The organism is Mycobacterium terramassiliense, from assembly GCF_900157385.1.
Taxonomy (GTDB): domain Bacteria; phylum Actinomycetota; class Actinomycetes; order Mycobacteriales; family Mycobacteriaceae; genus Mycobacterium; species Mycobacterium terramassiliense.
Window position 1 is genome coordinate 2,387,975 of record NZ_LT717701.1, and the last position, 12,172, is coordinate 2,400,146.

General features: G+C 68.0%; 10 protein-coding genes. 5 read left to right on the forward strand and 5 right to left on the reverse strand.

The genetic code is table 11. The annotated features are described in order from the left end of the window. Positions 1-8 precede the first annotated feature (8 nt). Positions 9-1,277: a cytochrome P450 gene (locus tag MTAB308_RS26000; protein WP_077103444.1), complete on the forward strand. Its 1,269-nt coding sequence runs from the start codon at positions 9-11 to the stop codon at positions 1,275-1,277. Here MTAB308_RS26000 and MTAB308_RS26005 read toward each other — a convergent pair. Next, on the reverse strand, positions 1,274-2,107 hold the full coding sequence (locus MTAB308_RS26005) for an NAD-dependent protein deacetylase (RefSeq protein WP_077103446.1): 834 nt from the start codon (positions 2,105-2,107) through the stop codon (positions 1,274-1,276). The two genes, MTAB308_RS26000 and MTAB308_RS26005, sit on opposite strands and share 4 nt — an antisense overlap. Before the next feature lie 101 nt (positions 2,108-2,208). After that, positions 2,209-2,748, reverse strand: a complete 540-nt coding sequence (locus MTAB308_RS26010; protein WP_077103448.1) for a cysteine hydrolase family protein — start codon at positions 2,746-2,748, stop codon at positions 2,209-2,211. 59 nt (positions 2,749-2,807) lie between these two features. On the opposite strand from MTAB308_RS26010, the gene MTAB308_RS26015 reads away from it, so the two are divergent. Next, positions 2,808-4,850 carry an NAD(+) synthase gene (locus tag MTAB308_RS26015; protein WP_077103450.1) on the forward strand — a complete coding sequence of 681 codons (2,043 nt, stop codon included), beginning with the start codon at positions 2,808-2,810 and terminating at the stop codon, positions 4,848-4,850. A 13-nt stretch (positions 4,851-4,863) separates the two neighbouring features. Here MTAB308_RS26015 and MTAB308_RS26020 read toward each other — a convergent pair whose 3' ends face one another. From MTAB308_RS26020 to MTAB308_RS26030, 3 genes are all read right to left on the reverse strand, one after another. Further along, positions 4,864-5,277 (reverse strand): hypothetical protein, encoded by a 414-nt coding sequence (locus MTAB308_RS26020; protein WP_077103453.1) that lies wholly within the window; start codon positions 5,275-5,277, stop codon positions 4,864-4,866. Positions 5,278-5,471: 194 nt separating this feature from the next. After that, on the reverse strand, positions 5,472-6,089 hold the full coding sequence (locus MTAB308_RS26025) for a methyltransferase family protein (protein ID WP_077104807.1): 618 nt from the start codon (positions 6,087-6,089) through the stop codon (positions 5,472-5,474). 53 nt (positions 6,090-6,142) lie between these two features. Continuing rightward, positions 6,143-7,036 (reverse strand): ribokinase, encoded by an 894-nt coding sequence (locus MTAB308_RS26030; protein ID WP_077104809.1) that lies wholly within the window; start codon positions 7,034-7,036, stop codon positions 6,143-6,145. 223 nt (positions 7,037-7,259) lie between these two features. Here MTAB308_RS26030 and MTAB308_RS26035 point away from each other — a divergent pair, with 223 nt between their 5' ends. The 3 genes from MTAB308_RS26035 to MTAB308_RS26045 all read left to right on the forward strand — a co-directional run bounded on the left by MTAB308_RS26035 (position 7,260) and on the right by MTAB308_RS26045 (position 12,168). After that, entirely contained in the window at positions 7,260-9,437 is a 2,178-nt protein-coding gene (locus MTAB308_RS26035) for an adenylate/guanylate cyclase domain-containing protein (RefSeq protein ID WP_077104813.1), read from the forward strand. Then, complete coding sequence (locus MTAB308_RS26040; RefSeq protein WP_077104811.1) at positions 9,437-10,840, forward strand: mechanosensitive ion channel domain-containing protein; 1,404 nt, start codon at positions 9,437-9,439, stop codon at positions 10,838-10,840. The genes MTAB308_RS26035 and MTAB308_RS26040 overlap by 1 nt, the downstream gene beginning before the upstream one ends. Before the next feature lie 68 nt (positions 10,841-10,908). Next, positions 10,909-12,168, forward strand: coding sequence for a glutamate-5-semialdehyde dehydrogenase (locus tag MTAB308_RS26045; protein WP_077103455.1), 1,260 nt, complete (start codon positions 10,909-10,911; stop codon positions 12,166-12,168). The last annotated feature ends 4 nt before the right edge of the window (positions 12,169-12,172 follow it).

A 12,172-nucleotide genomic window follows, 5' to 3' on the forward strand; every position in this document is an offset into this window, starting at 1 on the left:
GAGCAACGATGACGGTGACGGCGGGCAGGTCTGGCGGTTCCCGTGCCTACGACGCGATCGACCTGTCGTCGCGCGCGTTTTGGTCCATGACCGCGGCGGAGCGGGAACGTTCGTTCGCCGTGCTGCGCGCCAAGCGCCCGGTGAGCTGGCACCCCCCGGTCGAAGACGCCCTGATGTCCGATCCCGACGACCCCGGCTACTGGGCCGTCACCCGCCGATCCGACATCGTCGCGGTCAGCCGCAACAACGAGGTGTTCTTGTCCGGCAAGGGGGTGATGTTCGAGAACATCCCGCTGGAGCTGCTGGAGGCGTCGCAGTCGTTCCTGGCGATGGACCCGCCGCGGCACACCACGCTGCGCAAGGTCGCCCACGCCGCGTTTACCCCCCGGCAGGTCCGGCGCATCGAGGACTCGATCCAGGCGAACGCCAAGACCATCGTCGAAGAGCTTCGGGCCGCGGGCAGCGGTGCCGATTTTGTTGACCTGTGCGCCAAGGAGCTGCCCATCCGCACGCTGTCGGACATGGTGGGGATTCCGGAATCCGAACGCGAGCAGGTGGCGCACGCGACGGACGCCATGGTGTCGTGGGCCGACCCGGGCTACCTCGGTGGGCGCCACCCGATGGAGATCCTGTTCGAGAGCCAGATGTACCTGCACCAGGTCGCCGGCGCCTTGGCCGCAGAGCGCCGCGAACGGCCCGGCGACGACCTGTTCAGCAGCCTGGTGAACGCCGAGGTGGACGGCGATCGGCTGACCGACGCGGACGTGGCGGCGTTCTTCGTGTTGCTGTCGGTGGCCGGGAACGACACCACCCGGCAGACCATCAGCCACGCGATGAAGGCGCTCACCGACTTCCCCGAGCAGCGAGCGTGGCTGCTCGAGGACTTCGACAACCGGATCGGCACGGCGGTCGAGGAGTTCGTCCGTTGGGCCACGCCCGTGATGACCTTCCGTCGCACCGCCGCAACGGATTTCGAGCTGGGTGGCCAGCAGATCCGGGCGGGCGAGAAGGTGGTGATGTTCTACTCGTCCGGCAACTGGGACTCCGAAGCGTTCGAGAATCCGGAGCGTTTCGACCTGAGCCGCAGTCCCAATCCGCACGTGGGCATGGGCGGCGGCGGGGTGCACTTTTGCCTCGGCGCGCACGTGGCCCGCGCCCAGCTGCGCGCCATCTTCGGCGAGCTGCTCGCCCGGCTGCCGGACATCGAGGCGGGCGAGCCGACTTACCTGGCGGGCAACTTCATCCACGCCATCCGCAGCATGCCCTGCACGTTCTAGCGGGCGGGCAACGGCGCCAACTCGTCGAGGAGCAGCGCCAGCAACTCCGAGCACCCGCCGTCGACCTTCACGGTGGCCAGTTCGTCGCCGCGGGTCGGCCCCCGGTTGACGATCGCGACCGGGATGCCCCGCGCGGCGGCGTGGCGCACGAATCGGTAGCCGGAGAACACGGTCAGCGACGAGCCGGCGACCAGCAGCGCCTCGGACCGATCGATGAGTGCGAACGCCTCGGCCACAACGTCTTTGGGAACGCTCTCGCCGAAGTAGACGATGTCCGGTTTGAGCATCCCACCGCAGCGCGGGCAGTCGCGGTAGCGAAATGATGCGGTGTCGGAAACGGCGGCGTCGGCGTCGGGGGCCACCGCCAGGCCACCGACCGCCTCGGCGCGCTCGATAAACCCCGGGTTGAGCGCCTCGAGTTGGTCGGCGAGCGCGCTGCGGCTCAGGGTGTGGCCGCAGCCCAGGCACACCACCTGCGCGTAGGTGCCGTGCAGGTTGATCACGTTTCGGCTGCCGGCCTTGGTGTGTAGCAGGTCGACGTTCTGGGTGATCACGCCGGTCACCACCGAGGCGCGCTCCAGCGCGGCCAGCGCGCGGTGCCCGGCGTTGGGCGCGGTGTCGTGCATGTGCCGCCAGCCGACGTGATTGCGCGCCCAATACCGTTGCCGGAAGGCAGGATCCGACGTGAACTGGCGGATCGTCATGGGATTGCTCGGCGGCGAATCGGGGCCGCGGTAGTCGGGGATGCCGGAGTCGGTGGACATCCCGGCGCCGGTCAGCACCGCGACCCGGCGGCCGGCCAGCAGCGCGACAAGTTCGGGGGCGTCCACGCCTCGAGGGTACCGACCCCGTTTCCCCGCGCGAGGGTGCGTGTTTGCACACCGACACGCCGCGAAGCCTGGCATTTTGCGCACCCTCGCGCCGGGTCCGGTTAACCCAGGCAGTCGGCCGCGGTGGTGAGCTCCGCGGACATGTTCTGCTCCATCATCTTCAGCGCCGCCCTGCCCAGGTCCGCGTCGATGTGGGCAACGGCGTCGCTGGGGATCACGACGGGGAAGTGGCGCACGTAGGCGTCCAGCGCGGTGTAGAGGATGCACTGCTCGGTGACCTGGCCGGTGAGTATCAACCGCTTGGTTTCCAGGCGACCGAGCAGATAGGCCAGCGCCGTCGCGTAGAAGGCGCTGTGCCGAACCTTCGTCATGACCCGGCAGCCCTCCGACGGCACGATCGGCTTGACCAGATCGGGCCGCGCCCCGTTGAGCGCGGATCCGACGATGTCGGAGAACTGGGCCGTGAAATCGCCGTAGTTGTCGTTGACATAGACGAGGTCGACGCCGCCGGCCTGACGCGCGCGGCGGACCAGATCGGCGAGCGGGTCCATGATCTTCTCGACATTGGGTATGAGTTCTTCAGCGTCGGGATGCTGATACGTGTTCATCATGTCGACCACTACGACAGCGGTATCGCTCATACCGTTGGGGATACCCGAGGGGCACGGGTTGACACCGCTCGGGCGACAATGGGGGTGCGATGGATTTTTACAACAGCTACAGCCAGGGCTTTGTCCGGGTCGCCGCGTGCACACACCACACCACGATCGGCGATCCGGCGGCCAACGCCGAGTCCGTCCTGCGGTTGGCGCGCGACTGCCACGACGACGGCGTCGCCGTGGCCGTGTTCCCGGAGCTGACGCTGTCCGGGTACTCCATCGAGGACATCGTGCTGCAGGACGTGTTGCTCGACGACGTCGAAGCCGCCATCGAGGACATCGTCGCGGCGTCGGCCGATCTGCTGCCGGTGTTGGTCGTCGGCGCCCCGCTGCGCCACCGGCATCGCATCTACAACGCCGCGGTGGTGATCCACCGCGGTTCCGTGCTCGGTGTGGCGCCCAAGTCGTACCTGCCCACCTACCGGGAGTTCTACGAACGCCGCCAAATCGCGCCCGGGGACGACGAGCGCGGCAGCATCCGCATCGGCGACGTCGAGGCGCCGTTCGGTCCCGATCTGCTGTTCGCCGCCACGGATCTTCCCGACTTCGTGTTGCACGTCGAAATCTGTGAGGACATGTTCGTGCCGATCCCGCCCAGCGCCGAGGCCGCGCTGGCGGGGGCGACGGTGCTGGCAAACCTGTCCGGCAGCCCGATCACGATCGGCCGCGCCGAGGACCGTTGCCTGCTGGCCCGCTCGGCGTCGTCGCGGTGCCTGGCCGCCTACGTCTATGCCGCCGCGGGGGAGGGCGAGTCGACGACCGACCTGGCGTGGGACGGGCAGACCATGATCTGGGAGAACGGCGTCCTGCTGGCCTCATCCGAGCGCTTCCCCAGAGGGGAACGCCGCAGCGTCGCCGATGTCGACACGGATCTGCTGCGCTCCGAACGGCTGCGGATGGGCACCTTCGACGACAACCGGCGCCACCACCGGGCGTCGGCGGAGTCGTTCCGGCGCATCGAGTTCCGCGTCGACCCGCCGGGGGGCGACATCGGGCTGCGCCGCGAGATCGAGCGCTTCCCGTTCGTGCCGGCCGACCCGCAGCGCCTGGAACAGGATTGCTACGAGGCGTACAACATCCAGGTGGCGGGGCTCGAGCAGCGGCTGCGCGCGCTGGACTTCCCGAAGATCGTCATCGGAATTTCGGGCGGCCTGGACTCGACGCACGCGCTGATCGTCGCCGCGCGGGCGATGGACCGCGAAGAGCGGCCGCGCAGCGACATCCTGGCGTTCACGTTGCCCGGCTTCGCGACGGGGGATCGCACCAAGCGCAACGCGATCGAGCTGTGTCGCGCGCTCGGGGTCACCTTCTCCGAGATCGACATCACCGAGACCGCCAAGCTGATGCTCAAGGAGATCGACCATCCGTTTTCCCGCGGCGAGAAGGTTTACGACGTCACCTTCGAGAACGTCCAGGCCGGCCTGCGCACCGATTACCTGTTCCGGCTGGCCAACCAGCGCGGCGGGATCGTGCTGGGCACCGGCGACCTTTCCGAGCTGGGGCTGGGCTGGTCCACCTACGGTGTCGGCGACCAGATGTCGCACTACAACGTCAACGGCGGCGTCCCCAAGACGCTGATCCAGCACCTGATCCGCTGGGTGATCTCGTCGGGGCAATTCGAATCCGACGTGACCGATGTGCTGCAGTCGGTGGTGGACACCGAGATCACCCCGGAGCTTGTTCCCAGTGGCGAGGAGGAGGAACTGCAGAGCAGCGAGGCCAAGGTCGGACCGTTTGCCCTGCAGGACTTTTCGCTGTTCCACGTGCTGCGGTTCGGGTTCCGGCCGTCGAAGATCGCGTTCCTGTCGTGGCACGCGTGGAGCGACCCCGAGCAGGGCAATTGGCCGCCGGGATTCCCCGAGGACAAGCGACCGTCATACTCGCTCAAGGAGATTCGGCACTGGCTGGGGGTGTTCGTGCAGCGGTTCTACTCGTTCAGTCAGTTCAAGCGGTCCGCGTTGCCCAACGGGCCCAAGGTGTCGCATGGCGGCGCGTTGTCCCCACGCGGGGATTGGCGCGCCCCGTCGGACATGTCCGCGCGCATCTGGCTCGACGAGATCCAGCGCGAAGTCCCCGAGGACTAGCGCGAGCCGGGCGTTAGGCGCAGGCCCTCGCGCGACGCCAGCCCTGGTATTGCAGTTCGGCGAACAGCAGCGTGCCGACGCCGGCCGCCAAGTTCAGCGCGACGCCGGCCGACGTCAACGGAAAGACATCCGCGAGCACGAAAACGACGGCGCCCGCCGTGTACAGGAGATTGGCGGCAATGACGCCCATGCCGGCGCGTCGCACCGACGGCCTGGTGGCCAGTCCGAAAACGACCACGCCGTAGGCGATCAAGAAGACGCCCATTCCGTCCTCGAACGCCTTCGTGGTGCCCGACAGTTCGGCGAGCCGGCCCGCCAGCGGGATGCCGGCCAGGCCAACCAGTCCGCTGATGGCGGCGTCGGCCCGCATGGCAAGTCGAAGCAACCCGTCCCGAGTTCGGGTGCGGTCAATCGTCGTAACGGACATGATTTTCCTTTCTCGATGGCTGACAGCGATCGCCACCGAGGCTGCTCGTCAACCGCTGCCAGATCGACGCCAGACGCTGCCAACCCGTGCCAACCGCAGGTCAGCGGGCACAAAGACCTACCCACCGCATGGTGATGTAAGTGACGGATGGGGCGATCGGGTATCGAAAACGTCGGGCCGGGCCGCTCATCGCGTTAGCGGATGAGCCCGACCCCGGGGACGAACCGGCCCACGCTGGCCGCGTAGGCGCGATAGGCGTCGCCGTGCGTGCGCAACAGGTACGGCTCCTCGACCCGACGGACCTGCAGCTCGATCGTGGCAACGAGCAAGATAAGGCCCGCGAGGGCAACGACGTTCGGCGTCACCAGGACGATGCCGATCCCGAAAAGGAACATCGCGCCGTAGATCGGGTTGCGGATCCGGCCGAACATGCCGGTGTGCACCAGCGTGGTGGTCTCCGTGGTGTCGACCCCGATCCGCCAAGAATCGCCCATCTCGAGCTGCGCGTACACCGTCGCCGCGATGCCCGCCGTGGCCGCCACGATGCCGACGGTTTGGATGCAGACCTCGTTGAGCATCCGCAGCGGGCCAACCACCCTGGCCTCCTGCAGAATTGGGGCGCTCACCGCCACCGCCAGCGCGACCACGAAGCCGACGCCGGCGAGGCGCTCCACCGGGCCGCCGGTTCTGATGCCGCGAAAGCCGGTGGAGCCGGTGCGCCGGTACTGCAGCCAGCTGCGCCAGCCGAATCCGAGCACTCCGAAGATGGCGAAGAGCACCAGGGCCATGTCGGCAGCGGCTGTCGCTGGCATGCGAATTCCCATGACCGCCGTCATCGCCAGCGAGGTTACATCACCGCTCTCGGTCACCGAAAGGCTTCCCGCAGAGCGGCGTCGATCGCGTCGGCGCGCGGCGCGCAGTCGCCGGCGCCGGGCACCAGGGTGGCCAGCGCGCCCGCGGCGCAGGCGCGCCGCAGCGCTGTCAGCCGCTCGGCCCGGGCAGCCGGATTTGCGCTCGGGTCGCGCGGCCAGTTGGCGGCCAGCACGCCGGCGAACACGTCGCCGGCGCCGGCGGTGTCCACGGCCTTGACCGCCGGCGCGGGCACGGTGAACTCGCCGTCGGCGCCGCTGTAGCGGGCGCCGCGCGCGCCGAGGGTGACCACCAAATGGGTTGGCCGCCATGGCCATCGTTCGGCTTCGGCCTCGTTGGCGATCACCACGTCCGCGGCGGCCGCCAGTTCGGCCAAGCCGCTGCCGAGCCGGCCGGCGGGGGAGGCGTTGACGATGACGGCCGCCTCCGCCGAGCGGGCTTCCTGCGCCGCCGCCACCACCGTCGGCACCGGAATTTCCAACTGCGTCAACAGCACATCGCAGTCGCCGATCACCTCGCGCGCGCCGGCGCCGGCCAGCGTCAGCCGCCCATTGGCGCCCGGCGCGACCGCGATGGTGTTTTCGCCGTTGGCGTCGACCACGATGACCGCCGTACCGCTTGGCCCCGGCACGGTGACCATCCCGTCGAGGCCCACGCCGTTGGACCGCAGGTGCGCCTGCAGGCGTTCGGCGGCCGCGTCGTCGCCGACGGCGCCAACGAACTGGGCGCGCGCCCCGGCGCGCGCCGCCGCCACGGCCTGGTTGCCGCCCTTGCCGCCGGGCGCCGAGGTCAGCGACGACGCCAGCACCGTCTCGCCGGGGCGGGGAAGGGCATCGACGTCGAAGGTCAGGTCCAAGTTCACGCTGCCGACCACGCAGACCCGTGCCATGGCGCCGACGTTAGTCGGGTCGAATTGGGACACCGACAATGGCCATGCTCGGCACATTGAGGCTGATCCTTTTTCGGCAATCCCCAATATCGTGATGTGTGCGCGCTAGTCTGCAGCGTGATCGGTGCTGCATCCCGTCACAGGGAGGGAAAGGCCATTGACATCGACCCAGCTCAAGGGCGCCGAAGCGGGCACTAAAACGGACGGGGCAAATACGACTGAAATCGCCTCGGAAACCACCCCGGAATCCGACTCGGCCGAAAAGCCGCGCAGAGGCACGCGCCGGCCGCTGGTGTGGCACCGTTTTCGTTTCGGCATCCAGTCCAAGATCCTGGTCGCGATGCTGATGTCGGGCATCCTCGGCGTGGGGGTGATCGGGCTCATCGGGGCCATATCCGGCCGCAACGCCTTGCGGCAGGTCGAGTCCGAGCGATTGATCGAGCTGCGCGAGTCGCAGAAGAGACAGATTCAGTCGCTGTTTCGGGAGGTGACGAATTCCCTGATCGTCTACAGCGGCGGATTCAGCATCAACGAGGCCACCGCGGCGCTCACCGCGGGCCTGAACCAACTGGGCAACGCGACGATCAACCCCGCTCAAGAGCAGGCGCTGGTCAACTACTACGACAACCAGATGATCGCGCCGATCAAGAAGGCGACCGGCGACCTCATCGATCTGAACGCGGTCCTGCCGAGTTCCCCGGCGCAGAAATACCTGCAGGCCTACTACACCGCGCCGCCGCGGCCGACCCCCGACTCGCTGCCCGTCGAGGACGCCGGCGACGGCAGCGCATGGTCGGCGGCCAACGCCCGCTTCGATTTCTACATGCGCAATATCGTCACCCGCTTCGACTATCGCGACGCGCTGCTGCTGGACCTGCAGGGCAACATCGTCTACTCCGTCAGGAAGGGGCCCGACCTCGGGACCAACATCCTCAACGGGCCGTATCGGGAATCGAATTTGAAGGACGCCTACCAGAAGGCGCTGCGCTCCAACGACGTGGAATTCGTCTGGATCACCGACTTCCAGCCATATCAGCCGGCGCTCGACGCGCCCACGGCGTGGGTGGTCTCGCCGGTCGGCATGAACGGCAAGGTGGATGGCGTCATGGCCTTGCCGGTGCCGATCGCCAAGATCAACAACATCATGACCGCCAACAAACACTGGCAGGCCGCCGGCATGGGTTCTGCGACCGAGACATATCTGGCCGGCCCCGACGGCCTGATGCGTTCCGATTCACGCGAATTTCTGGAAGACCCGCAGGAATACCGCCGCGACGCCATATCCGCCGGAACTGCGCCCGACGTCGTCGAAAAGGCGATCCAATTGGGTGGCACGACGCTGGTACAACCGGTCGACACTGCGGGTTTTCGCGCCGCTCAACGCGGGGAGACCGGCACCGTCAGCGCCACCGATTACCTGGGCAATAAGGAATTGGAAGCCTATGCCCCACTCGACATCCCCAACTCCAACCTGCACTGGTCGATCCTGGCGACGCGCGACGACTCCGACGCGTTTGCGCGGCTGGGCAGGTTCAGCAAGACGCTGGTGATCGCGGTCACCGCGCTGGTGTTCGTCATCTGCGTGGCCTCGATGCTCATCGCCCAGGCGGCCATGCGCCCCGTCCGGCGCCTCGAGGAGGGCGCGCGGAAGATCAGCTCCGGTGACTACGACATCAACATTCCGGTGATGGCCCGCGACGAGATCGGCGATCTCACGGCGGCTTTCAATGAGATGAGCCGCAATCTCGCGATCAAGGAAGAGTTGCTCAACGAGCAGCGCAACGAGAACAATCGCCTGCTGCTGGCGCTGATGCCGGAGTCGCTCGTGCAGCGGTACCGCGAGGGCGAGGCGACCATCGCGCAGAAGCATCAGGACGTCGCGATCATCTTTGCCGACATCGCCGGGCTGGACGAGCTTTCGAACGATCTCACGGGCGACGAACTGGTGGGGATCGTCGACGATCTTTTCCGGCAGTTCGATTCGGCGGCAGAAACCCTTGGCGTCGAACGCATCCGCACGTTCCACAACGGTTACCTCGCGACCTGCGGGGTGATCACGCCGCGATTGGACAGCATTCACCGGACCGTCGACTTCGCCGTCGAGATGCGCCGCATCATCGATCGGTTCAACCATCAGACCGGTCACGAGCTGGGCCTGCGGGTCGGCATCAACACCGGCAACGTCATCAGCGGGCTGGTGGGCCGGTCGAGTCTGGTCTACGACATGTGGGGTGCCGCGGTGAGCCTGGCCTACCAAATGCACAGGGGCGCACCGCAACCCGGCATCTACGTCAGCGCCCCGGTGTACGAGGCGATGCGCGACGTGCGGCAGTTCACGCCCGCCGGCACGATCTCGGTCGGCGGGACGGAGCAGGCGATGTACCGGTTGTCGGAGCGATGATGCATCTGTGGAACTCCTCGTGGTTCTACTGGGCGATCGGCATCGCGATCGGGTTCCCGCTCGGGCTGATCTTCCTCACGGAGTTGCACCACTCGCTCATCCGCCGGAATAGCCGCCTGGCCCGGCAGGTGGGCCTGTTGCGCAACTACCTGCTGCCGCTCGTCGCGCTGTTGCTGCTGCTCGTCAAGGCCTCGCAGGTCCCGGCAGGGGACGTCCCCGTCCGGCTGCTGACCACGGTGTTCGGCTTTCTGGTGCTGGTGCTCATGCTGTCGGGGCTCAACGCCACGGTGTTCGAGGGCGCGCCCGAAGAGAGCTGGCGCGCCCGCATGCCCGCGATCTTCTTGGACGTCGCGCGCTTCGCGCTGATCGGCGTGGGCCTGGTCGTGATGCTGTCCTACATCTGGGGAGTCCGGGTCGGCGGCCTGTTCACCGCGCTGGGCGTCACCTCGGTGGTCATCGGCCTGATGTTGCAGAACTCCGTCGGGCAGATCGTGTCGGGCCTGTTCATGCTGTTCGAACAGCCGTTCCGGATCAATGAGTGGCTGGACACCGGGACGGCGCGGGGCCGTGTCGTCGAGGTGAACTGGCGGGCGGTGCACATCGACACCGGCAGCGGGATGCGGGTCACCCCGAACTCGGTGCTGGCCACGACGGCGTTCACGAACCTCAGCCGCCCCGCCGGCACCCACAAATTGGCTATCACGACGACGTTTGCCGCCGCCGACCCGCCCGACCGGGTTTGCGCGATGCTCTCGCGCGTCGCCCTGGGCCTGCCCCAGCTCAAGCCCGACAGCGTGCCCCGTTCGGTGCCCGCCGGTGGCGGCGAATACCGCACCTCCTTCGGACTGAGCTCACCCGCGGACGATGGCGCCGCGAAGTCGACCTTTCTGCGCTGGGTCTGGTACGCGGCGCGGCGGGAGGGCCTGCACCTGGACAACTGCGACGACGATTACTCGACTCCCGAACGGGTGGAGAAGGCGCTGCGGACCGTCGTGGCGCCGGCCTTGCGGCTCAACGCCGACGAACAGCGCTCGCTGCATTCCTGCGCGCAGCTGGTCCGATACGGCGCCGACGAAACGGTGGAGTACGCCGGTCAGGTGCCCAGGGGGATGACGTTCCTGATCGCCGGGCGCGTGCAACTGACCGCGATGGCCGACGACGGCTCGATCGTGCCGATCAGCACGCTGGTCGAGGGCTCGTTCCTCGGCCTGACCGCGCTGACTCGGCAGCCGAACATGGCAAGCGCGTACGCCCTCGAGGAAGTGACGGCGATGGAGATCGACCGGGAGCACATCGAGCACCTGGTGATGCGTGAACCGTTGCTACTACAGAACTTCGGCCACATCCTCGATGAGCGGCAAAGCAAGGTGCGCCAGGCGCGCCGCGGCGAGCGGGTGGGCTAAGCCGTAGGATCCGGCGCTGGGCGTGGGGCAGCCTGACCTGGTCGGCGAAGGCCCGATACCCTGATTCAATGAGTCTGCAAGCTCCATCGCTTCCTGACTTGCGCCGGGACGTCCACGACGCCGCCCGCCGAGCCCGGGTCGCCGCCCGCGCGCTGGCGCTGTTGCCGACGGTCGCCAAGGATGCGGCATTGCAGTCCGCCGCGGACGCGGTCGTCGCCCACACGGAGCGCATCCTGGCGGCCAACGCCGAGGACCTCGAGGCCGCTCGGGCCGCCGGCACCCCGGCGGCCATGCTCGACCGGTTGGCGCTGAACCCCACGCGCGTCGACGGAATCGCCGCGGGTCTGCGACAGGTCGCGGGGCTGCCCGACCCGGTCGGGGAGGTGCTGCGCGGCTACACCCTGCCCAACGGTCTGCACCTGCGCCAGCAGCGGGTCCCGCTCGGCGTCGTCGGCATGATCTACGAGGGCCGGCCCAACGTCACCGTGGACGCCTTCGGCTTGGCGCTGAAGTCCGGCAACGCGGTGCTGCTGCGCGGCAGTTCGTCGGCGGCGAAATCCAACCAGGCTTTGGTCGACGTGCTGCGCGCATCGCTGATCAGCGAGGACCTGCCCGCCGACGCGGTCCAGCTGCTGTCGGCCGCCGACCGATCCACGGTCACCCACCTGATCCAGGCCCGGGGCCTGGTCGACGTGGTGATCCCGCGCGGGGGAGCGAGCCTGATCGACGCGGTGGTGCGCGACGCCCAGGTGCCCACCATCGAGACGGGCGTCGGCAACTGCCACGTCTACGTGCACGAAGCCGCCGACCTGGACGTGGCGGAACGGATCCTGCTGAACTCCAAGACTCGGCGCCCCAGCGTCTGCAACGCGGCCGAGACGCTGCTGGTCGACGCCGCGATCGCCGGCGTCGCCTTGCCCAGGCTGATCGACGCGCTGGAACACGCCGGGGTGACGGTTCACGGCGGGCTCGGTGCGGACGCAGACGAGGCCGACCTGCGCCGCGAATACCTGTCGATGGACATCGCGGTGGCGGTGGTCGACGGCGTAGACGCGGCGATCGCCCACATCAACGAATACGGCACCGGACACACCGAGTCCATCGTGACCACGAACATGGCTGCGGCCCAACGCTTTACCGATGGAATCGACGCGGCCGCGGTGATGGTCAACGCTTCGACGGCATTCACCGACGGCGAGCAGTTCGGGTTCGGCGCCGAGATCGGCATCTCCACGCAGAAGCTGCATGCGCGCGGACCGATGGGATTGCCGGAAATGACCTCCACCAAGTGGATCGCGTGGGGAGACGGGCAGACCCGCCCGGCCTGACGCC